The 21,601-nt window shown below is 55.8% G+C and carries 17 protein-coding genes; 9 read left to right on the plus strand and 8 right to left on the minus strand.

Annotated elements, in window-relative coordinates; translation table 11 throughout:
• Positions 1–18: 18 nt before the first annotated feature.
• From HG66A1_RS04940 to HG66A1_RS04950, 3 genes are all read right to left on the minus strand, one after another.
• Complete coding sequence (locus HG66A1_RS04940; protein ID WP_145181121.1) at positions 19–2,439, minus strand: PAS domain-containing hybrid sensor histidine kinase/response regulator; 2,421 nt, start codon at positions 2,437–2,439, stop codon at positions 19–21.
• Between the two features lie 337 nt (positions 2,440–2,776).
• On the minus strand, positions 2,777–3,349 hold the full coding sequence (locus HG66A1_RS04945) for a TetR/AcrR family transcriptional regulator (RefSeq protein WP_197996985.1): 573 nt from the start codon (positions 3,347–3,349) through the stop codon (positions 2,777–2,779).
• The gene (locus tag HG66A1_RS04950) at positions 3,309–3,821 is read right to left on the minus strand and encodes a cupin domain-containing protein (RefSeq protein WP_145181123.1); all 513 of its coding nucleotides are present in this window, start codon (positions 3,819–3,821) and stop codon (positions 3,309–3,311) included. Before HG66A1_RS04950 ends, HG66A1_RS04945 begins: the two co-directional genes overlap by 41 nt.
• A 349-nt stretch (positions 3,822–4,170) precedes the next feature.
• On the opposite strand from HG66A1_RS04950, the gene aroE reads away from it, so the two are divergent.
• The 3 genes from aroE to HG66A1_RS04965 are packed head-to-tail and all read left to right on the plus strand — an operon-like array spanning position 4,171 to position 7,509.
• On the plus strand, positions 4,171–5,667 hold the full coding sequence (aroE, locus tag HG66A1_RS04955; RefSeq protein ID WP_145181124.1) for a shikimate dehydrogenase: 1,497 nt from the start codon (positions 4,171–4,173) through the stop codon (positions 5,665–5,667).
• 12 nt (positions 5,668–5,679) lie between these two features.
• Positions 5,680–6,207, plus strand: a complete 528-nt coding sequence (locus HG66A1_RS04960) for a shikimate kinase (RefSeq protein ID WP_145181125.1) — start codon at positions 5,680–5,682, stop codon at positions 6,205–6,207.
• 24 nt (positions 6,208–6,231) lie between these two features.
• Positions 6,232–7,509, plus strand: a complete 1,278-nt coding sequence (locus HG66A1_RS04965; protein ID WP_145181126.1) for a prepilin peptidase — start codon at positions 6,232–6,234, stop codon at positions 7,507–7,509.
• A 111-nt stretch (positions 7,510–7,620) separates the two neighbouring features.
• Here the strand turns inward: HG66A1_RS04965 and HG66A1_RS04970 are convergent, their stop codons facing one another.
• Entirely contained in the window at positions 7,621–8,391 is a 771-nt protein-coding gene (locus HG66A1_RS04970; RefSeq protein ID WP_197996986.1) for a hypothetical protein, read from the minus strand.
• Positions 8,392–8,983: 592 nt separating this feature from the next.
• Between HG66A1_RS04970 and hisH the strand changes: the two genes are divergently transcribed.
• The 3 genes from hisH to HG66A1_RS04990 are packed head-to-tail and all read left to right on the plus strand — an operon-like array spanning position 8,984 to position 11,340.
• Positions 8,984–9,589: an imidazole glycerol phosphate synthase subunit HisH gene (gene hisH, locus HG66A1_RS04980; RefSeq protein WP_145181128.1), complete on the plus strand. Its 606-nt coding sequence runs from the start codon at positions 8,984–8,986 to the stop codon at positions 9,587–9,589.
• A gap of 50 nt (positions 9,590–9,639) precedes the next feature.
• On the plus strand, positions 9,640–10,380 hold the full coding sequence (hisA, locus tag HG66A1_RS04985; protein WP_145181129.1) for a 1-(5-phosphoribosyl)-5-[(5-phosphoribosylamino)methylideneamino]imidazole-4-carboxamide isomerase: 741 nt from the start codon (positions 9,640–9,642) through the stop codon (positions 10,378–10,380).
• 57 nt (positions 10,381–10,437) lie between these two features.
• A complete protein-coding gene (locus HG66A1_RS04990) occupies positions 10,438–11,340 on the plus strand; it encodes a DMT family transporter (protein ID WP_197996987.1) in 903 nt (300 codons plus the stop codon).
• A 60-nt stretch (positions 11,341–11,400) separates the two neighbouring features.
• Here HG66A1_RS04990 and thpR read toward each other — a convergent pair whose 3' ends face one another.
• Positions 11,401–12,021: an RNA 2',3'-cyclic phosphodiesterase gene (gene thpR, locus HG66A1_RS04995; RefSeq protein WP_145181131.1), complete on the minus strand. Its 621-nt coding sequence runs from the start codon at positions 12,019–12,021 to the stop codon at positions 11,401–11,403.
• A gap of 39 nt (positions 12,022–12,060) precedes the next feature.
• On the minus strand, positions 12,061–14,523 hold the full coding sequence (locus HG66A1_RS05000) for a Tex family protein (protein ID WP_145181132.1): 2,463 nt from the start codon (positions 14,521–14,523) through the stop codon (positions 12,061–12,063).
• A 553-nt stretch (positions 14,524–15,076) separates the two neighbouring features.
• Here HG66A1_RS05000 and HG66A1_RS05005 point away from each other — a divergent pair.
• The 3 genes from HG66A1_RS05005 (at position 15,077) to HG66A1_RS05015 (ending at position 18,558) form a co-directional block, all read left to right on the plus strand.
• The gene (locus tag HG66A1_RS05005) at positions 15,077–15,772 is read left to right on the plus strand and encodes a hypothetical protein (protein ID WP_145181133.1); all 696 of its coding nucleotides are present in this window, start codon (positions 15,077–15,079) and stop codon (positions 15,770–15,772) included.
• Positions 15,773–15,844: 72 nt separating this feature from the next.
• The gene (locus tag HG66A1_RS05010) at positions 15,845–17,389 is read left to right on the plus strand and encodes an ATPase (protein WP_145181134.1); all 1,545 of its coding nucleotides are present in this window, start codon (positions 15,845–15,847) and stop codon (positions 17,387–17,389) included.
• Between the two features lie 209 nt (positions 17,390–17,598).
• Entirely contained in the window at positions 17,599–18,558 is a 960-nt protein-coding gene (locus tag HG66A1_RS05015) for a tetratricopeptide repeat protein (protein ID WP_145181135.1), read from the plus strand.
• An 80-nt stretch (positions 18,559–18,638) separates the two neighbouring features.
• Here HG66A1_RS05015 and HG66A1_RS05020 read toward each other — a convergent pair whose 3' ends face one another.
• Complete coding sequence (locus tag HG66A1_RS05020; RefSeq protein ID WP_145181136.1) at positions 18,639–20,045, minus strand: aminotransferase class III-fold pyridoxal phosphate-dependent enzyme; 1,407 nt, start codon at positions 20,043–20,045, stop codon at positions 18,639–18,641.
• An 82-nt stretch (positions 20,046–20,127) separates the two neighbouring features.
• On the minus strand, positions 20,128–21,408 hold the full coding sequence (locus HG66A1_RS05025) for a Gfo/Idh/MocA family protein (protein WP_197996988.1): 1,281 nt from the start codon (positions 21,406–21,408) through the stop codon (positions 20,128–20,130).
• Between the last annotated feature and the right edge of the window lie 193 nt (positions 21,409–21,601).

A 21,601-nucleotide genomic window follows, 5' to 3' on the forward strand; every position in this document is an offset into this window, starting at 1 on the left:
ACAAATAACAGATCAGCCCTACTCAGCCTCTCGCTGATCCCTGCGGGAATACTTCCACACGATCTCCACCAGCTGAGCATGATCGATCGGCTTGGAAAGGTAATCGTTACACCCGGCCTGCAGGCACTGTTCCCGGTCCCCTTTCATCGCATCCGCGGTCAACGCGATGATCGGCGTCTCAACCCCCTGGGCACGTAAAACCGCGGTGGCTTCCAGCCCGCCCAGGCGCGGCATCTGCATGTCCATCAGGATGACATCATACGCCGCGTCGCTCTCCCGGGCCGCCAGAATAGTGTCGACGCCTGCCTGGCCGTCTTGCGCCAGCTGAACCGTCGCGCCCGCTTTTTCCAGGAAGTGCTGACAGATGTGGCGGATCTCGCGGCGGTCGTCGACCACCAGCACCCGGCAGTTGAGCACGGGCAGCACGTCTGACTCTGCAGCGGTCTCTTCTGCTGACAGTGTTGTCAGGTCCGGTTCGATCAGCGGCACATCTTCCAGTGAATCCAGTGGCAGCCGTACGTGAAAGACCGAACCCTCGCCGACCTCGCTGGTCACCCAGATCGAGCCGTCAAGCATCCCTACCAGCCGTTTGCTGATCGCCAGCCCCAGCCCACTGCCGCCATACGCGCGGGTCACCGAAGTGTCCCCCTGCGAGAACGGCTTGAACAGTTTTTTCTGCTGCTCTTCAGGGATGCCGATCCCCGTGTCCTGCACTGCAAATTCAATCTCGGGAGGCTCGGAATCGGAGATGAGCCGCACACCCAGTCGGACTTCACCCTCGTCGGTGAACTTGATGGCATTGCCCAGCAGGTTGATCAGTACCTGCCTGAGACGAATTGAATCTGTCTGGATCGTCTCGGGGACCTTGCCCACGAACTTGACGGTCAGATCCAGCTCTTTCTCTTGTGCCCGCACATGCATCAGCGACTGGATCTCGCCAATCAACACCGGCAGAGATACCGGTTCGAGCTCGACCTCCAGCTTCCCGGCTTCGATCCGTGACAGGTCGAGAATATCGTTAATCAGTTCGAGCAGGTATTCGCCGTTCCGCTTCATAACGATCACACACTGCCGGTCGTCAGGCTCCTGCAGACGTTCCAGCAGCATGTCGGCGTAGCCCGCGATCGCAGCCATCGGCGTCCGGATTTCATGGCTCATGTTGGCCAGAAATTCACTTTTCGCCAGGTTCGCCTGCAAGGCCGCCTGCTCACTTTTACGCAACGTCTCTTCCAGCTGCTTGCGGTCGGTGATGTCCTGAATGATACAGCTGACGGCCCAGACCGCTTCCGTTTCATCCACGAGGGGATGAAAATTCATCAGCCAGCAGTGACGCTCCTCATCTCCGGGAGTCTGGGCATAGATTTCGTAGTTCTCAACCGGTTTACCTGTTTCAAACACGGTCTCATACAGGGGCTGAATCTGATCGGCAATCCCCGGCATCAGTTCTTCCACCTGCCGGCCCAGTTGCTGATGACGGGAGATCCCGTTCATCTGTGCGTGCCGCTCATTGATACGCAGACAGCGATGCTGCTGATCAATTAAACTCATCCCCACCGGGGCGGTTTCGTAAATCAGTTCCAGCTCCTTCAGTCGCTGGCTGGCCCGCGCCTCGGCGGCACTCAGGCTCTCTTCCGCCCGTCGCTGTTCGTGAATGTCACTCACCGTGCCCACCCATTCCCGGACCTGACCAGACTGATCGATCACGGGAACCGCTTCGGTAATCACCGGGCGATAGCTCTGGCTCTCCGCATGCCAGATGTGCCCCTGGATCTGGCGGCTGGACCGGTCTTTCGTTGATGAATTCCAGAGGCCCGTGATTTCAGAACGGTCTTCCGGCAGCACCGCATTCAGCCAGCCGCTGTCTTTGTGCTCAGTCCAGGGTTGCCCCGTGAATCGCTGCCAGGACGTCTGGGGCACGATAAAATTCCCCTGCGCATCCGTCGTCCAGATAATACTGCTGGTGCCGCTTAAAAAAGCTTCATACCGGGCCTGCAGCCAGCGGAGATCGCGTTCCACCTGCTTGCGTTGTTCTATCTCACTGAGCAGTTGCTTGTTGGTCGCCATCATGGAAGGCAGATGCAGCATCCGCGGCGCATAGCGGATTAAAATAATCACCGCGATCCAGGAAACGACAGCGGTCGCCAGCTTGAGCAGTCCCGAGACCCGATAAATCGGATACCAGAAGATAATCGCTTCCACCAGGTGCACGGTGCCGCACAGCAGAATGAACGCTGCGAACAGACCAAACAGTTTCGTGAACGGGAAATCTTTTCGCTTGGCGGCAAAGTACAGCAGCACAATCGGAATCGCGGTATAAGCCGACCAGGTGCCGATGTCCGACAGGATGTGCAACCAGCCTTCACCGTCGCTCCAGTTCCCGCAATCCCAGCGGGGGGGATAATCTGATGTGTCAAAAAGTTTGGTGAAAAACTCACCCATCTCTGCAGCCTTTTCTGTTGAACCAGGGGGACTTCTGGCGTTGTTTCCAGGCTGACTCCTGTGAGCGTAAGAGATCGGTGGACCACTACAGGATGTCGTCTAGGTTGTATCAATACGGGCAGGTTGCTCCTGGGAATCAGTTACGCCTGTACCAAGGGAGGCGTCAGCGTAACAACACAGGAACCTGAATAGATCTGGATCATAAAGTCTATTCTAACCCGGTGCTGAAAATATGAAAGGCTGGAAACAGTCCGGGTTTAGATTACAGAGCACCGGGCCCCGCAGTCGAACATAATTTCATCGACAGGCGCGATGGTAACGAGTCGACATGCGACAATTAGTCGCACTTCTGGATCGGCAACTGCTTCCGACAGGCGGAGAGAATCTGTCGGGACAGGGCAGGGGAGTTGACCGCGCGCGCCAGCGACAGACCGCCGAAACAGAGGGCCAGCGTTGCGAGAATTTCCTGGCGGCTGAATTCGTTGTCCGAGCGCTCCTGAAACTGCGCGACCATCCACTGGATGACCTCCTCGAACCGGGTCTTCGTCTCTGCATCCGCACGCCCCAGGTCGGACAGCAGAGGAGGGATCGAACATCCCTCCTCCACCTGTTCGCAATGCTTACTCGACAGGTACTTCTGCATGATTTCGATCAGTTGCTCCGGCGTTTCACACTCACTCAGGGCGCCGTTCATCGCTGCCTGATCTTCGATGAAAGAATGCACAAAGGCCTCGCCCAGCACGTCGGACTTTGAATTGAAATGACCATAAAACGCGCCGGAAGTCATTCCGGCGGCTTCCATGATGCCATCTACGCCACTGCCGACGTACCCCTGTTGTTTGAACGTACGCAGGGCGGCGTCCAGAATCTTATTCCGGGAGCGTTGTTTCCGATCCGGGGGCTGGTTCATCTGCAGGACTCTCTTTCCAGACAATCGGGTGTTGTTCCAGGCGTTCGCCATCCAGGGTGCCGCCGGTCACACTGCTGTCCGCACGGTACTGGATCACCAGATAGTATAACGGCTCCTCGCTGTGGTTTCGCCAGACGCGCGGCACTTCAGGCGAAAGTCGAATAAAGAATCCGTCCGAAACCTCAATCAGCTCCTCCCCCGCCTGAAACTGTCCCCGGCCCTGGATCACGAAGTAAATCTCGTCGTTAGCCTGGTGGCGATGGACGAACGGCATCTCGCGGCCCGCGGGCAGTACATTGACCGACATCTCCAGCCCGTCTGAGTTCAGCAGCTTCCGTAGAAAATATTTCCCACGGACCGGCATGGGCGAATCCGGCGGCGTGAGCTTGAACCGCGTCCAGCTCTCCAGTGGGCCCGCTTCAAAGCAGTCGTAGCCGTCTCCATGCACGCTCTGATCTGTCGCTTGAATCATGATTTTCTCCTGGTGAAAGTATTTGAATCTGTGAATATAACGATCGTTATATAACGTTCGTTATATTTGGTCAACCCGAATTCCGGTGGTGGTATAATCCCTCTAACCCCACCAGTCGTTGTCGGAGTGAGGGGAAAAGTCTGTCGGCCCTCCGCAGAGTTCCATCACAGAGCCTGAAACCGGGCAATAAACCTGACTTCCGGTCAGACTCTTGTTTGAGTCGCTTCAGGAGATTGGTTACACTGGGGAACACTTTAATGTCGCTTACTGATTCCAGGTTTAGGGGAAGGTACGTCCGGAACCGTCCGTGGAATCGTTCAGATCCCATATAGAAAGTCGAAACAGTCCCATGATTTGTGTCAGCATCGGTCGAACCCGGCACAAAATGATGATGATGGAACATCGCTCGCTCTCCGAGAAGGGGGCCGAACTCGTTGAATTAAGGCTGGACTGGATTGCCCGGACGCCAGACGTCACGAAACTGATTAAAGACCGGCCCACCCCGGTTGTCATCACCTGCCGGCGTCCTGAAGATAAAGGACGCTGGAAGGGTTCCGAAGAACAGCGGCAGGCCCTGCTGCGAACCGCCATCGTCTCCGAAGTCGAATACGTCGACATTGAAGATGACATCGCTGATAAGATTCCCCGCTACGGCAAAACCAAACGCATCATCAGTCATCACAACTTCGATGAGACCCCCGATAACCTCGAAGAGATTCACGAGTCGCTCTGCAAGAAAGACCCGGATATCGTCAAGCTGGTCACGATGGCCAACTCCCCCGGCGATTCGATTCGCATGCTCAAGCTGGTGGCCAGTGCCAAAGTTCCCACCGTCGGATTCTGCATGGGTGAGTACGGCGTAATCAGTCGTATTCTCTGCGGCAAGTACGGTTCTCCCTTTACGTATGCCACCTTCAGTCGCGAACGGGAAATGGCACCGGGGCAGCTCGCCTTTTCTGAAATGACCCAGATCTACCGCTACGATCAGATCGGCCCCGAAACACCCGTCTACGGTGTGATCGGCGATCCCATCGCCCACAGCCTGAGCCCGCTGATTCACAACATCGCCTTTCGGCACGATAAACTGGACGGCGTCTATCTGCCTTTCCGCGTTCCGAAAGACCGCCTGGAAGAGACGCTGAAGGAATTCGAGTTCCTCAACGTCCAGGGTTACAGCGTGACCATTCCGCACAAAGAAGGCGCCCTCAAGTTCGCGGGTGCCGCGGATCAGGCCTCCCAAACCATGGGAGTGGCCAACACCCTCTATAAAGATGATAAAAACGTCTGGCAGGCCCGCAATACCGACTACGATGCCGCCCTCGACAGCATCCGGCTCGGCCTCGATCCGGAAGGTAAATCCTCCGATGATCCCATCGACGGCAAACAGGTACTGCTCCTCGGTGCAGGCGGTGTCTCGCGTGCGATTGGTGCCGGGATCATCAATGCCGGCGGTGCGTTAACGGTTACCAATCGCAGCCGGGTACGCGGCGAAAAGCTGGCCCAGGATCTCGGTTGTGCCCACACCACCTGGGAAAACCGGGGCAGCGGACACTATGACATTCTGGTCAACGGCACCTCGGTCGGCATGCATCCGAATGTCAATGAAACGCCGTTCGCCCAGAACTTCATCCTCGATGGCATGCTGGTATTCGACACAGTTTACAATCCCGAAAATACGCTGCTGCTCAAACAGGCACGCGAGCGGGGCTGCAAAACCGTTTCCGGAATCGAAATGTTCGTACGCCAGGCGGCAGCGCAATACAAACTGTTTACCGGTAAGGAAGCCCCCCTGGATGTGATGCGGAACACGCTTCGCAAGGGGATTTCTGCGGTCGCGAAACTCTAAGGAACGCCTGGCATGTCCCTGATCACCCTGATTGGCTACCGAGGCAGCGGCAAGAGCAGCGTCGCCGCCCCCCTGGCCGAACAACGCGGTTATAACTGGATCGACGCCGACGATGAAATCGAACGCGTCGCCGGGAAAACCATCGCCGAGATCTTCGCCGAGGGAGGCGAACCCCACTTTCGCCAGATCGAACGGTCGGTCATGCAGCAACTGCTCTCCGGCGATCAACGCGTGATCGCCGCGGGAGGCGGTGCGATCCTGAATGACCAGACCCGCGCGGAAATGAAACAGGCCGGTCCGGTGATCTGGCTCAAAGCAGACGCCGCCGACCTCATCCAGCGAATCGACGGCGACAGCACAACCGGCAGTCGGCGTCCGGCGCTCACCGCCAGCAACTCGCAGCTCGAAGAAGTCGAGACCCTGCTCGCACAACGCGATCCCTTCTATCGCGATGCCGCCACCCTCACCATCGAGACCGGCGGCAAAACGGTCACAGAAATCGTCGCTGAAATTATCGCCGCCCTGGATGCCGATTCTTAATCCACAACGAAAGCATTTCCGATCATGACCCCCTTTGGTATCAATCCTTACCTGATGCTGACACTGCTGTTCCTGCTGGGAACCGCACTGGGGCGGATCATCAACCTCTGCATCGAGGAAATTCCCCGCGAGGAAAAAGTGGGGGCCGCCTGGAAACGGGTCTTCCGTCGCATGCGGCACCTCGGCTCCCGCTATCATCTGCCCCTCATCGGGGTCTATCTCACGCGGTCGAAAAACTCGAATTATTCCTACCGCCGCTCGCACCGAGAAGCACTCGTGGAACTGTTGAACGGCGTGATTTTCGTACTGCTCTACTGCGCCGAAGTTCCCCTGGGAGCCGGCGCACTGCTCCAGGACAGCGGCCTCTTTTCCTCCTATGCACCCGACCTGGTGACCGTCGATTCCTGGCTCTCTCCCGCGGGACTGCTCAACCTGCGTTACTTCTATCACCTGGTGCTGATCGAATCCCTGATGATCGCCACCTTTATCGACTTCGATCACAAAATCATCCCCGATGGCTGTACCATGCCCGCCCTGTTTGTGGGGGTGGTCGGCGCGTTTGTCTTCGGAGTACTCTACCTGGTGCCGGTCTGGTTTCAGGAGCCTTCGGTGGTCCGCCTGTTCGGAGTTTATTTCCCGGAAGATTATCGGCACCACTTCATTGTCGAAAAGATTCCGCAGTGGGTCGTCACCTATCCGCACCTGCACGGGCTGGCCGTCAGTCTGGTAGGGCTCGTGGTGGGCGGCGGTGTCGTCTGGGCCGTCCGCGTCATCGGTCAATGGACGTTACGCCAGGAAGCGATGGGCTTCGGCGACGTCATTCTGATGGCCGTCATCGGCAGCTTCCTGGGCTGGCAGGCGACGGTCACCGTATTTGTGATTTCCCCCCTGTGTGCCCTCCTGGTGGTGGCCGTTTCCATCTTCTTCAAGCTCTCGCGCGAGATTCCCTTTGGGCCTTACCTCAGCCTGGGAGCGTTGCTCGTCCTGCTCGGCTGGCCAAAAATCTGGCCGCTTGCCGAACGCATCTGCCATCTGGGACCGCTGCTGCCCATCCTCGCACTATTGATGATGGTCCTGCTGACGGTTTGCCTGTTGTTTACCCAGTTCATCAAATGGATCCTGGGCATCCCCCTCTACTGGCAGGACGAATGGGTCGAGGAATGGACGTCTGCCGACCAGCTGACCTACCAGTCGGGCGAGAATGTCAACGAAACCCAGGGCCGCTGGGATCTCAACACAAACAACCACACCCGGGCCGGACGGGGAACGCAACACTACCACCAGTGGAAAAACGGCCGGTAACTCAACTGGGAGAACTGTTGTCTCAGAAAACCAACCCTCGAGAACGGCCAGGATAACTCATGAGTTTCGGCTTGGGTTCATCGTACGGTTCTACGATGTAATAAATAGAGACTATTCCAGTGTATAATTCTTCCGGTCGCCGATTGGGTCAATGGCGAGCGTTATCCCGTTCGTTTCCGGAGCAAATGTGACGGTCGCCTGTAATGGATCGCACATAATGTCCGTTTGCAGAAAGGAACAAGCGGGATCGTCTTCTTCGGTTTCTTCTAAATTCTTTGATTTCAAGACCCCTTTTTTAAAACGGGTCATCCAAACGTCGGGCAGTGCGCGAACAGTCCACTCTCTTTCTGATCCGTTACCAGGAGAAGCCATCACCCAGTAACCTTCTTCATCTTCGTAGAAACGTGCGGGAGCGCGAACTAACTGAGCTGCCTCCTCTAACTGGCTTCTCGCAACAAGTGCGCAAAATCTTTCAACAGGATTGCCGTCTGTGGTTGGTGAAATACTGGTTTCATCAGGGGTGCAGCTAAAGAGCGACAATAAGACGATGCTTGCCGCATATCGGAAATTCATAGTTTCGATTCCAACATATGGTGATCCGCTATTTTGAATAGACACGTCAATCTGGCTGGTGATCATCGTGTCGTTTGATCTGGCGAATGTATTCAGACTCAGAACCATCCCATCCGCATTGAGAGCAGGTCTTCTGAGAAAAGATGTGATCACAGTTAGAGTAGCCATAAAGATAGTGAGCACACTCGGGGCATAGTCCGTCCATCTGTGATGCGGAGCCAAAAAACAATGATCTACATTCAGCACATTTTTTAGCGGCTGGTTCCATCTCGGGAGGGTTTGCCAAATCCGGTCTGTCTGCAACGCCATAAAATCGTATGTTGGTGTTGCCCTGATCTGACGATTCGAGGAAGCGAATGACCCCCGTTACGGTTTCTGTAAGTTGAAGCGAAAATACGTCCGATTCTGAGATAGAAATGCAAGATGCTGGAATCAGTGTTCCGTACCACAATGCAGCGGAATCCGGTTGAGTGGTTGATTGCGCACGGAACTTCACATCCACAACAGTGAGTTCAGCGAACACCCCACCCGTGTCTCGAAGTAATTTGCAATCGGTGAATATCATGAAGCCGACTCGTGTAATTTTTGATGGACCTTTTATGATTCAGCCTCAATCTAACACCATTATGTATAGTGTCAACTAAAATTCACCTGGGCTGATCTCCACGGCAATTTGATTCATCCGGCTCTGGCATGGCAGCCGTTGCTGGTCCCCTCCGCACCGTCCGGATCAGGCAGTCTGGCACACGCCATTTACAATACAGGGCATTTTTGCGGGCATCATTCACAAAAACGGTTCGAGAGACTAGAATCGGTCGCAAATATAGAACTTTAGTGTGCCAGACGTGTCATTTCAGCGTCAATGTACGCATGAAATTGAGAACTTAGCCTGGAAGGCATTATGATTACAATTGTCGACTACGGAATGGGAAATCTGCGGAGCGTCCAGAAGGCCTTTGAAAAGGTGGGCGCGGAAGCACAGATCTGCACAAACCCCGAGGAAATCGCGAAAGCCTCCAAACTGATTCTGCCCGGCGTAGGCGCCTTTCGCGATGCGATCCAGGCCCTCAAGGATCAGAACCTGGTGGAACCGATTCTGGAACACGCCAACTCGGGCAAACCCTTTCTCGGCATCTGCCTCGGGCTGCAGCTCCTGTTCGATGTGAGTTACGAAGACGGCGAATACGAGGGGCTGGGCATCATTCCCGGCAAGGTGGTCCGCTTTCAGGATCAGCCCGGTCTGAAGATCCCCCACATGGGCTGGAACCAGATCGACGCCACTCGACCGCATCCCCTGCTGGCCGGCATTCCCGAGCACGAACACTTTTACTTCGTTCACAGCTACTATGTGGCCCCCGATAATGACGACGACGTTGCCGCCTGGACGGATTACGGCTGTCGCTTCGCCTCGATGGTCGCTCGCGACAATCTGGTCGCCTGCCAGTTTCACCCCGAGAAAAGCCAGAACGCCGGCCTGAAACTGCTGCAGAACTTCGCTGCGTTTTAATTCGACACCATCCGAAATAAGTATCAGAAAAATAGAAAGTCAGCTCAGCTATGGAAATTCTGCCCGCCATCGATATCCGGGGAGGCAAATGTGTGCGTCTGCGACAAGGCGATTACGGACAGGAGACCATCTTCGGCGACGATCCCACCGAAATGGCCCGCCGCTGGGCTGACGGCGGCGCACAGCGTCTGCATCTGGTCGACCTCGATGGCGCTAAAGCCGGTCAGCCCGTGAATCACGAAGTCGTCCGCAAGATTGTCGAAGCCGTTTCCGTTCCCTGCCAGATGGGGGGCGGCATTCGCGACGAAGCCTCCATTAAGCTGATGCTGGACGACGTTGGTATCGACCGCGTCATCGTCGGCACCCAGGCACTCAAAGATCCCCAGTGGTTCAAAGAGATGGCAACCCGTTATCCGGGGCGGCTGGCACTCGGTCTCGACGCCCGCGACTCCAAAGTCGCCACCGAAGGCTGGCTCGATGTCTCTGAAACCTCGGCCATCGACCTGGCGAAAGAATACGTGGGCGTGGAACTGGCCGCAGTGATCTACACCAACATCGCCAACGACGGCATGATGCAGGGCGTCGATGAAGGGACCATCCAGGATATGATCGCGCTGGCCGAACTCGGTCTCCCCGTGATCGCTTCCGGCGGTGTGACGACCCTCGACGATGTCACCCGCCTGGCCGAAGTCAGCCGCACACAACCCAGGCTGGTCGGCGCAATCATCGGCCGTGCCCTTTACGAAGGGACGATCGCGGTTCCCGATGCCATCGCTGCTGCGACTCCTTAACATGCCGCGACCGCTTGAGTGGGAATGCCGGGGCCCGGCGGACAGGAATCACTGCAAATGACCGACGACGTCGATCGTGGAAAACTGTACCGGGCACGGCTGCTGGTGCTCCTCGCCTCGGTTCTCTGGAGCCTGAGCGGTCTGTTCATCAAGTCGCCGCCGTTCCAGTCGATCCCGGCTGAGGATCGCGGCTTGATCCTGGCCTGCTATCGGGCCCTGTTTGCTGGCCTGTTTCTGCTGCCCCTGGTCCGCTTTCGGCACATGCGCTGGCGTCCCGCCCTGATTCCACTGCTGGTCGCCTTCGCCACGATGAACCTGTTGTTCGTCACCGCCATGACCCGCACGTCCGCTGCCGCCGCCATCTTCCTGCAGAACACCAGCGTTGTCTGGGCGATGCTCTTCGGTTATTTTCTCCTGCAGGAACGCATCGAACGCGGATCGGTCCTGTCCATCCTGATTGTCCTGGCCGGCATCCTCTGCATCGTGGCCGGCGACTGGGCCGGGGAAAACTATGACGGTAATCTGATTGCCCTCACCAGCGGCGTCTGTTACGCACTGGTGGTGATCTTCTTCCGAGTACTCCGCGACGAACATCCGGCCTGGCTGGTCGCCCTCTGCCTGTTGACCTCCGCAGCCATCGTCGCGCCCTGGGTCTGGAGTCTCGACATCACGCTGACCGGCCAGCAGTTTTTTCTGCTGGCACTATTGGGCGTCATCCAACTGGGGACGCCTTACGTTGTGTTCTCACACGCAGTCAAAACAGTCAACTCGCAGGAAGCAGCCCTGCTGGTGCTCACCGAACCGATCCTGAACCCGATCTGGGTCTGGCTCTTCTGGGGAGAAACGGTAACGGTCTCGACGTTTGTCGGCTGTGCACTGATCGTCGCTGGACTGCTGGTTCGCTTCATCCTCTTTCGCCCGCGACAGGTGCTCCCGCAAGAGCGACAATCAGCTTCATAGCAGGGAATACTTCCCCGTCTGTACGCCCTGAGAGTCAAGGGCGTGAGGCCCGGTTGGGCATCACGATTGAGATTCGTTTGAATCCAGGGACTTTGCCTGGTTTTTCTTTTTAGGTGCCGGGGGCAGCCGTACTGTCTGCATCTCATGATACTGGGCCCGCTGCGGTTTCAGTTCGCTGCGAAAGAACTTGAGCGTGTCCAGCGTCGCTTCACCCCACTCCGCATCCCGCCGATCAGCCAACAGCTGGAACAGTTCTTCCGGCGGCTTGGCTTTGATACGGGCCAGTGTCAGATGAGCATGGAAGCCTTTGCGTTCCCGTGGGTAGCCCAGTTTTTCGGTCTCGGCTTCGAGGTACTCTGCCATCTCTGCGAGCAGGGATTCGTCTTTGATACCCGCCCAGACCACATTCGGTCGATCTTCGCGGGGAAACGCACCCAGACCTTTGAAAGCCAGCCGGACGCATTTGAAGCGATTCCGCATCTCTTTCAAAGCGCGACTGACGGGCATGATGTCTTCGAGCTCTGTCGGCCCCAGGAATTTGAGCGTGATATGCATCTGATCTTCGGGGATCGGTTTCACCGCCGACCCCATCTGATTCAGCTTTTCCAGAACTTTACGGAGTCCTCGTGTTGGTTGAACGGGGACAGCGATAAATGTGCGTGCGCGTTGATTCTTCTGCATCGTATTTCTTCAGCAATTCTGCGAGACTCGCAGGTCGTGTTATTTCTTTTTCTGATTCCAGAGCGCCTTGAGTTGATCGAAACCCTGGAGTGGCTGATCTCCGGTTTTCATTTCCTTGGTCAGTTTGGGCAGGGGGGCCTCTTTTTTACCAGGCTTGTTCCGTTTCTTTTTGCCGGGTTTCCGCTTGCGGTTCGCAGCGGAATCGCCCTGGTCCTGTTTTGCCTTGTCCGGCTTTTTCTGCTCGTCGGGTTTCGACGGTCCGCGTTGAGATTTTCGCGGCGGTCGTACTGTTCCCGGTTTGATCAATGTCAGAGAGACGCGGCGGCGTTCCAGGTCGACTCCCAGCACCCAGGCGGTAATCACATCACCCACCGAGACGAACTGATAAGGACTTTCAATGAAATGATTCGCCATCTCGCTGACGTGAATCAGGGCGCTGTCTTTCAGGCCCACATCCACGAACGCACCGAAGTCCACCACGTTCAAAACGGTGCCCTGCAGTTCCATGCCCTCGGTCAGCTGTTCCAGCTTGAGCACACCCTGTTTGAAGATGGGCCCCGGCAGATCGGAACGCGGATCGCGTGGCGGTCGGGCAATGGCTTCCAGGATGTCTTCCAGTGTCGGTAGACCGATCTTCAGACTTCCACTCAGCGCCTGCTTGTCGATCTGGGAAACCTTCTCCAGAATCGAAGCCCGTTCCTGGGCCGATGTTTTCAGACTGTCGGGAGGCAGTTCCAGCTGTTCCAGCACCTTATGCGCCGACTCGTAACTTTCCGGGTGAATCCAGGTGGAATCGAGTGGCTCTTCGCCCCGATCAATTTTCAAAAAGCCGGCGGCCTGGGTGAAGGTCGCTTCGCCGATCCCCGCGACATCGAGCAGTTGTTTCCGACTGAGGAACGAACCGTGCTGATCGCGCCATTCGGTAATCCGTCGCGCGATCAACTGGTTGAGTCCCGAGACGTGTCGCAGCAGCGAAGCACTCGCAGTATTCAGGTTCACTCCCACGTAGTTCACACACGATTCGATCACTTCATCCAGCGACTCTTTCAACCGCTTGGAGTTCACATCGTGCTGATACATGCCCACGCCGAGGTGCTGCGGATCGATCTTTACCAGCTCACTCAATGGATCCTGTAAGCGGCGGCCAATCGAAATGGTGCCACGAATCGTTGCGTCCAAGTCTGGAAATTCTTCACGGGCGACCGGGCTGGCAGAGTAAATACTCGCTCCCGCTTCGTTCACAATCAGGTAGCGTGCTTCGGGGAGATTCTGTTCGATCATCTCGGTGATGATCTCTTCCGTTTCCCGGCACGCGGTGCCGTTTCCAATCGCGACCAGCTTACAGTTGTGCTCGGTCATCATGTCGGCCAGCTTGTTCCGCGCGAAATCTTTCTTCTCTGCAGAGCCGGTCACATACACCAGGTCGGTCGCCACGCAGTAACCGAGTTCATCGAGCACCGCCAGTTTACAGCCTGTGCGCAAACCCGGGTCGATCGCCAGAATCCGTTCTCCCTGCAGGGGAGGCTGCAGCAGCAGGTTTTTCAGGTTCTGGGCGAAGACAGAGACCGCATGTTTTTCGGCTTTCTCGGTCAGCTCGCGACGGATTTCCCGTTCCAGGCTCGGCAGGATCAGACGCTGCAGGGCATCGGTAACCACTTCGGTCAGAAACTCACTGAAACGATGACCTTCCAGCTTGAGGTGACTTACAATGGAGTGTCGCGCCGATTCTTCTTCCCACTCAAACCGAACCCGCAGCGCTCCCGATTTCTCTCCGCGGTTAAGTGCCATGGTCCGATGATGGGGAACCTTCACGGCCCGTTCGGAGTAGTTGAAATAATCGCGATATTCCTGGCCCAGCTCTTCTGCTTTTTTGGTCGCGTTGACCGTCAGTTTTCCGGAACGCCAGGCAATCCGACGGGAGATGTCGCGCACATCGGGATCTTCGCCGATCTTTTCCACCAGGATGTCGGCGACCCCTTTGAGAACATCTTCGGTCGTCTGTGCGCCTTCTTCGTCTTTGATGTATTGTTCCGCGGCGACATTTAAATCCGTCAGCCCTGCATCGCCGGCCCAGATCGCATTGGCCAGTGGTTCGAAGCCATGCTTACGGGCGGCCGCGGCACGGGAGGTGCGCTTGGGACGATAAGGGCGGTAAAGGTCTTCCAGACGTTTGAGCGTATCGGCCTTTTCGATTTCCGCTTTGAGTTCCGGAGTGAGCTGCTGCTGGGCTTCGATCAGACGCAGAATGGTAGTGGCCCGCTCGCGCAATTGACGCTTCAGCTGTACCCGTTTCTGAATATCGCGGATCTGAACTTCGTCCAGGTTGCCGGTACGTTCTTTACGGTAACGCGTAATGAAAGGAACCGTGTTGCCTTCATCAAGCAACGCGATCACATTCTGAATCTGTTGTGATGTGAGTTTCAATTCCTCAGCGATTTGCGCTGCGTCACGTTCTGAGAACTGTGAGCCGGATTGATTCTCTGGTATCTCAACCGCATCCATCTCGATCTCGATTCGTTTCGACCTATGGTTACGAAAACTTGCGATCAGAGCTCTGATCAATTACAGGATCTTCTCTGTCTCTATGTGTGTAGAATAACTGTTTTCAGAGAAAATAGAAATGGTCATTCCAGGTGACCGCCGTCTGTCGGGCGCCGAACAGTTTTGCGATACTCGAAAGTGTAGTGAGCGTACCACGAGTTTAACAGGCTCACACAACAGAATTCCGCTCCTCATCAGTGCCAGTTCTATGAAGAATTTTTGAAGAGGCGGTTTCTAAACAAAGCTGCGCAGGGAACTGCCTCTTTCAAAAAAAAGAGGGTCACCAGGGGAACCAGTTTGGCGTGTCGCGCAGCAGGCTTTTCGCACAGCATCAGTGGGAAATTATCTCACTCATTCTGTCGGCAGAATCGTTTTTCCCGTCAGGACCGGACCTCTTCGCTGCCGATAACTCCAGTACTGACTGTCTCCATTCATGCGCGGTCGGGCTGACGCGAATGATGATTGCGGATTGAGGGAGACACACCAAATCTGACTAACACAGGGGGGAGATGGCATGACGACTGCCGTCAGATGGAGTACGTATCTACTTGTGATTTTTGCATTTAGCCTGACACAGGGGCACGAAGCCCAGGCCGGCTGGCCCTGGTCCTGCGATACCTGCAAAGAGGCTGAAAAAGAAGCAAAATGGGCTGAGCGCGCAGCACGCCCCGTTGGCTCTCGACAGAAATACAAGTTCGGAGAACTCTGGCCTCCCTATCCCCGGCCGACCGGTCCCAAGCAGCACTTCTGGAACCGCTACCATCACGCCCACTACTGGCCTTACCCTTATCAGTGTGAAGATCGGGCTTACGTACGTGATGTCATGGACAGACAGATGCACAATGGCTGGGCCGACCAGACCACGTTGTATGCATATCACTTCGAGAAAGACAGTAACAAGTTAACCGAAGCCGGTTTAATGCATCTCCGCTGGATTCTCACCCACGCACCTGAAAGCCGTCGTACCGTCTTTGTTCAGTCGGCCAATGAATCCATTGAAAGCCAGGAACGTCTGGCCAATGTGCAGTACGCTGCTTCTCAGATGGCCGGCGATGACAACCTGCCTCCCACGATGCTGCGTCTCGCACCGACTTACGGACGCCCCGCACGAGAAGAGGACATGAAATACCGGGCTTACATCGGTTCAATTCTGCCACCCCGGATTCTGTATACACCCGGCGGGGGAACAGCATCGAACGGCGGCAACTAAACCGAGTGCCGCCTGTCGTCTGATTCTAAATCTTTTTTCCTGCTCCGTTTAATTTGAACGTATCGCTGTTGCATGATTGATCGACCTGGTGATGATGAAACGCGGGATGCTGCCGAGGCAGCATTTCGCGCTCAACCTGATACCCCATCAGATGAGCCCCGCATCGCTGCCCCCAAACAGGATGTGGCTGATCTGTACAGCGATCTGTTTCCGCAACATGACCAGCCGAAACCCACAGGGGCTACACCCCGTTCCGCTCAACGGATCACAGGCACAGCAGGCATGCGCAAGCGTTCCCCAGGCGCAGCGATCCCGGCCCCAAAAACGCTCGAAGAAACCGGCCTGTCGCTGGTGCAGTTGTCGGGGCTGGTACTCAAACAGCTGTATCTGCAGGGAAGTGCCCTCGGGCTCGAAATTTCCCGCAGTGCGCATCTGCCGTTCAGCATTATCGATACGGCTCTGATCTTTCTGAAAGAAGAGAAGTGCATCGAAGTCACGTCCGGCAATGTCATCGGGCGGTCTTCTTATCGATTCCACTTAACAGAACTCGGGAGGGTCCGCGCCCGGGAAGCGTTCGAACAGTGCCGCTATGTCGGGCCGGCGCCGGTACCGCTGGATGCCTACGTCCGCCAGTGTCAATTACAGACTGTGGTTGGCATCGAATGTACGCCGGAACGGCTCGAAGATTCCTTTTCCGATTTCATCATTCGTGAAGGGCTTTTGGAAGAACTTGGTCCCGCTGTCTGCAGTGGACGATCCATTTTTATCTACGGCCCGCCGGGTAATGGCAAGACACTGATCGCCAAAGGGTTGGGACGCTTCCTGAATCGGCAAGGCGGCGAGATCCATGTGCCCTACGCGCTGCAGATGGAAAACAGCATCATTACCCTCTTCGATCCGACCATTCATGAGACGACAGACGACCATGAATTCCTGGATGCGTCATCCGTCCAGCGACACACGGCAACCTCTCTACCTGACATGGAAGACTGGAGTAAACCGGAAACCGATTTGCGCTGGCGACGGATCAGGCGTCCGGTCGTTATCACGGGCGGGGAACTGAATCTGGAGATGCTGGATTTACGCTACAACAAAACCAGTAACTTCTACACCGCCCCACTACACATCAAAGCCAATGGCGGCGTGTTTCTGATTGACGACTTCGGCCGGCAACTGGTCAGCCCCAAGGATCTTCTCAACCGGTGGATTATGCCGCTGGAAGACCGGACCGATTATCTCACGCTGGCAACCGGTAAGAAGTTCGCGGTCCCCTTTGAACAGCTGATCGTCTTTTCCACTAACCTGGATCCCAAAGACCTGGTCGATGAAGCCTTCCTCCGCCGGATTCGTCACAAGATTCACATCGGTCCCCCCACACGGGAACTGTTTACCGAAATCGCGCAGCTCTGCTGCCACCAGCGAAATCTGCAGTACGACCCAGTCTTTGTAGATTACCTGTATGACACTTATTACAACCAGGGTCAGTCCCCGCGCTCGAGCGACCCGAGAGATTTACTGGAGATTCTTCAGTCAATTTGTCGATTTAAAGGACAGGAACCCATTCTTTCCACTCAAGTTATCGCAGAGGCAGCACAACGCTTCTTCTGTCAGTTATAAATCCTATCCCAAACATCCTGTCAGATCGGAAGTTACGAAGATCTGTCAGACACCTCGATTGACTCATGATCATTCTGTTCTGTATCGGTTACTGAAACGTTCTGCCAAGCCTCAGCAGTAACGCCGTACCCGTCAGAAGGTCTGATTTTCGGAGTACCGACTGAGAAAATCAAAAAAGTTTCGCTGCTGTATCTCATGGAGGGGATCACATGCCCGTAACACGTTTTACAAAACAGACCTGGCTCGCTGGAATCGCCTGTGCGTTATTGATTTGCAGCGGTTGTTCTTCCATGAAAGATCAGATCGTCAAGAAAAATGATCAGCCGCCGGACACGCTGGAAGAAAAGATTTCCGTCGCGAAAAAGAGGCTGAAGCACCCCGACAAGTTTTACGTGACACACGGCCAGTTGCAGGAAAAGATGGGCGATCTTGAATCGGCCCGCACCTCCTATCAGGTGGCTCTGGGAGAAAATCCCAAATCGATCGACGCTGTACTCGGACTCTCACGTCTGGACCAGGTTGCCGGTCGCAAAATCGAGGCAGAGAAGGGTTTCCAGAAAGCTCTGGAGATGGACCCCAAAAATCCCCAGGTTCGTGCCAGCATTGGTCAGTTCTATGCAGCCGAACAGAAATGGGATAAAGCCATTCCCCTGTTGAGCGAAGCGATCAAAGCCGCTCCCGCGGACAAGAACATCCGCTATCAGCTGGGAATCGCGATGGCCTCTTCAGGAGATTACCAGGGTGCAATGCCACACCTGATCCGCGCCGTCGGCGAAGCGGAAGCACATTACAACATCGGTTACATCCTGAAAGATCGTGGCGAACTGCAGGCCAGCGAACAGCAGTTTCTGCAGGCCGTCCTGCTGAAGCCCGAGTTCAACGAAGCACAATACTGGCTGGATGAAATCCGCCGCGAAAAAGAGAACCGGCTCATGCTGGCTGGAGTCTCTTCCAGTGCCGGTGCAAAGGGAACTGCCAAACAGGCCGCTTACACCAAAGCGAAGCCATCAGCGAAAACAGTGCAGAACGCCGTTTCCCAGGGAATGGCACCCGCCGGAATTCCTCAGTCGCCTCGGCGCATTTCCGCACCTGCAGACAACACCCAACAGCCGCCTCCCGGTATGAACGCAGAACAGATGGAACAGTGGCGCAATCAGCGTCAGCTCTGATCTGAATCAAGACGACAAATAAAAAAACAGGCCCCGCATCACACGGGGCCTGTTTCATTTTCTAACAGTCGCTTCTCCGCTTAAGCGGAGGCAGGAGCTTCCTGAAGTTGAGCAGCCAGCTGTTCGCAGAGCCGCTTCAACAGGGCGATCGATGCTTTCGCTTCGGCTTCGGTCATTGTCATCGGCGGACTGACGCGAAGTACGTTACCGGCCAGGGCACCCAGCAGGTGAATACCGTCGCCACCTTCTTCACCCAGGTAGCAGGTCTTGACCAGATCGATCGCGACTTCCTGGCTGGTCTTGCCACCCAGTTCGGCACATTCGATTCCGAAGACCATGCCTTCGCCACGGACCTTGGCGATGACGCCAGTCTCTTTCAGGCTCAGCAGACCTTCGGTGTAGAGAGCAGACAGCTTCTGTGTGTTCTCCATCACGTCCGTCGATTCGAACTCGTCCAGTGTCGCCAGTACGGATGCAGAAGAGAGCGGGTTGGCACTCCAGGTGTCAGAGGCTTCGCCGTATTTCAGGCTGGCAATGACATCGCTGCGACCCACGGCTGCAGCCACAGGTACTCCGTTTCCAAGGCCTTTACCCAGCACGACGAAATCGGGCTCGACCTGGTATTTTTCGAAAGCGTACATGCAACCGGTGCGGCCGAAGTTGGCCTGCACTTCATCGAAGATCAGCATGATGTCGTGTGCCCGGCAGAAGTCCTGCAGCACTTTGTGGTAAGCCACCTGCGGATGGTAGCTGCCCCCACCGCCCAGGTAAGGCTCGGTGATCAGGCAGTTAATCCGTGAGCCGTACTCGGTCCACATGTCTTCCAGTTCTTTCTGGTAGGCAGCGGTATCCAGCACATCGTCTTTCTTGCTCATGTCGTCGCACTCGGTTCGCGGGAAGCTGATGAACTTCACGCGCGGATCGCGGTCGGCATCTGTTTCCGAACCGGTGACGGCACCCGCCAGACCCTTTTTACCATGGAAACCATAGCGGGTCGCCAGGATGATGTCCCGTGCGGGATCGCGGTGCAGACAGGCCCAGAGAGCCTTCTGAACTGCTTCTGAACCGGAGGCTGCCCACATGACTTTGTCGCAGCGGTTGCCGCCTGTGAAAGACTGAATGTTGGCGATCAGTCGTTTGCTGGCTTCCGTTTCAATCGGGGTGACGGCGTTGTAAGCAGTCAGGGTGACGGCTTCGAAGTATTCACCTTCCCCTTCGCCGGTCACATGTTCTGGCTTCCAGCCCATGTATTCGCTGAACCGCTTCATCCAGCTACGAGGGTTGTGACCCAGGTTCGCCACCAGCACGCCTGAGGTGAAGTCGTACAGACGACGACCTTCCGGAGTCCAGTGGTAGCAGCCGGCGGATTTGGCCAGTACCGCCTGGCTGGGGGTGAAGGTTCGCAGGGCCAGAGGTTCGGTCTGGAACAGTTCGTCCCGCACCGCGTTAGACTGATTTTCGTTATCAAAGTGAATGGCAGTTGTCATGATGATCTCTTTTACATAACAGGTAAATGACAATGGTTAATGAATGTTGATCCGGCACCGGGGCACGAATCTGGTAGCAGGGTTAAACGGTTCCTTCGTAGAGCACTTCGAATTCGCTCGAACCAGGACGATACAGCACCAGGCCACCGTTTTCGTCGTTTACACGCACGACGCAATCCGGTTCGCCCGCAGCCCGTTTTTCCAGAATGGCTTCGAGTGCCTGGACAGCAGCTACGGTCTGACGATCCGCCGACAGGTCGTTGTAATCCAGTGATCGAATCTGCGCCAGACGTTCTGCCCGTTCCGATTCGGGACCGCCGAACTCGACCTGGGCGACTTCTTTCGCAAACTGTTCGATCACTTCAATTCCATAACCCCGCTGCGAACGTTCGTTCCAGGGTTCTACAAACGGAGCGTTGAAGTGGTTGTTCAACGAGTTCTTGATCTCGTTCGGCGTTTTGTCTTCCACGGTGCATTCCACACCGCGTTTACGGGAGTGACCGTTCCACAGACCATTGTCGAAGCGGAACTGAACTTCCTGTTCGACATAGCCGGGGAAGTTATCCGGGGTGACCCACGAAGTCTGAATATCGAAGGCGGCTTCGCGGCCCGATTCGTATTCGTAAACCATCTTCATCTGGCAGCTGTCCCAGGTCGGGCCATCTTTGTCGCCTACCAGACCCCGCTGGCCGGCGGCGGTGATGGTTTTCAGTTTTCCACCAAACGAGAAGTCGATCAGTTTGATGTAATGCACGGCGACATAGGTTCCAGGGTTACGACCGGTAATCCACTGTGCGAACTGCTGACCTGAAATTGCCTTGGGTTCCAGCAGCGAGCAGTACCCGTTATTCACATGCTGCAGTACGCCATCATAAACCAGCGAACGCATCCGCTTATGATCCGGATCGAACAGCTTGTGATAAACCACTTTGGCAGTCACATTGTTTTTCTCAGCGAGAGCCACCAGTTCGTCCAGTTCCTGCAGACAGAGGACTGACGGCTTTTCCACGATTACATGCACGCCTGCCCCTAAAAGCTTCTTGCAGGCATCGAAGTGACGGTCATCGGGAGACGCGACACAGGCGAAGTTCACTCCCGCTTCGATCATCTCTTCGATGGCGTTATCACCGACGAAGCTCTGGAAGCCGCCGACTTTGTCGCCGCGCTCTGCCAGGTACTTCTCGGCCCGGGATCCGGTGCGGGTGACCACTGCGTCCAGCGAAACTTCCACCGGGCCGGTAGACCGCTGGTAAAGGTCCTGTTTGTAAACCGTTTCGAAGAAAGGACGATAGGTTTCATCGACGATCATACCGAAGCCAACCATGCCGGCTTTCAGTTTGGGGAGTGTTCCTGCTGGACTCATTAGTTAATCCCTAAGTGAATTCAAAATATGTGGTTTTCGAAGGTGTAAATTCGCGGTTCCTTGCTATAATCAGGGGTGTGGTGCTTGGTGGCCCCCTCGGATAGCCTGAAAGTGAATTCACTTTATGGCGGGTTGGCCGTTTTGTCAAGCCCGCAGATGCGCGGCAGAGGAAAAGATTTCGAGCTTTTCCCGC

The sequence above is a fragment of the Gimesia chilikensis genome (assembly GCF_007744075.1).
In the GTDB taxonomy this organism is placed as follows: Bacteria; Planctomycetota; Planctomycetia; order Planctomycetales; family Planctomycetaceae; genus Gimesia; species Gimesia chilikensis_A.

Excerpts from the sequence above, each read along its gene's own strand:
- HG66A1_RS05005 (WP_145181133.1), top strand. The coding sequence starts at position 15,077 with ATGACGACTGCCGTCAGATGGAGTACGTATCTACTTGTGATTTTTGCA.
- HG66A1_RS04960 (WP_145181125.1), top strand. The coding sequence starts at position 5,680 with ATGTCCCTGATCACCCTGATTGGCTACCGAGGCAGCGGCAAGAGCAGC.
- thpR (WP_145181131.1), bottom strand. The coding sequence starts at position 12,021 with ATGCAGAAGAATCAACGCGCACGCACATTTATCGCTGTCCCCGTTCAA.
- HG66A1_RS04945 (WP_197996985.1), bottom strand. The coding sequence starts at position 3,349 with ATGAACCAGCCCCCGGATCGGAAACAACGCTCCCGGAATAAGATTCTG.
- HG66A1_RS05010 (WP_145181134.1), top strand. The coding sequence starts at position 15,845 with ATGATTGATCGACCTGGTGATGATGAAACGCGGGATGCTGCCGAGGCA.
- hisH (WP_145181128.1), top strand. The coding sequence starts at position 8,984 with ATGATTACAATTGTCGACTACGGAATGGGAAATCTGCGGAGCGTCCAG.
- HG66A1_RS05020 (WP_145181136.1), bottom strand. The coding sequence starts at position 20,045 with ATGACAACTGCCATTCACTTTGATAACGAAAATCAGTCTAACGCGGTG.
- aroE (WP_145181124.1), top strand. The coding sequence starts at position 4,171 with ATGATTTGTGTCAGCATCGGTCGAACCCGGCACAAAATGATGATGATG.
- HG66A1_RS04970 (WP_197996986.1), bottom strand. The coding sequence starts at position 8,391 with ATGGCGTTGCAGACAGACCGGATTTGGCAAACCCTCCCGAGATGGAAC.
- HG66A1_RS04950 (WP_145181123.1), bottom strand. The coding sequence starts at position 3,821 with ATGATTCAAGCGACAGATCAGAGCGTGCATGGAGACGGCTACGACTGC.
- HG66A1_RS04940 (WP_145181121.1), bottom strand. The coding sequence starts at position 2,439 with ATGGGTGAGTTTTTCACCAAACTTTTTGACACATCAGATTATCCCCCC.
- HG66A1_RS05025 (WP_197996988.1), bottom strand. The coding sequence starts at position 21,408 with ATGAGTCCAGCAGGAACACTCCCCAAACTGAAAGCCGGCATGGTTGGC.
- HG66A1_RS05015 (WP_145181135.1), top strand. The coding sequence starts at position 17,599 with ATGCCCGTAACACGTTTTACAAAACAGACCTGGCTCGCTGGAATCGCC.
- HG66A1_RS05000 (WP_145181132.1), bottom strand. The coding sequence starts at position 14,523 with ATGGATGCGGTTGAGATACCAGAGAATCAATCCGGCTCACAGTTCTCA.
- HG66A1_RS04965 (WP_145181126.1), top strand. The coding sequence starts at position 6,232 with ATGACCCCCTTTGGTATCAATCCTTACCTGATGCTGACACTGCTGTTC.
- hisA (WP_145181129.1), top strand. The coding sequence starts at position 9,640 with ATGGAAATTCTGCCCGCCATCGATATCCGGGGAGGCAAATGTGTGCGT.
- HG66A1_RS04990 (WP_197996987.1), top strand. The coding sequence starts at position 10,438 with ATGACCGACGACGTCGATCGTGGAAAACTGTACCGGGCACGGCTGCTG.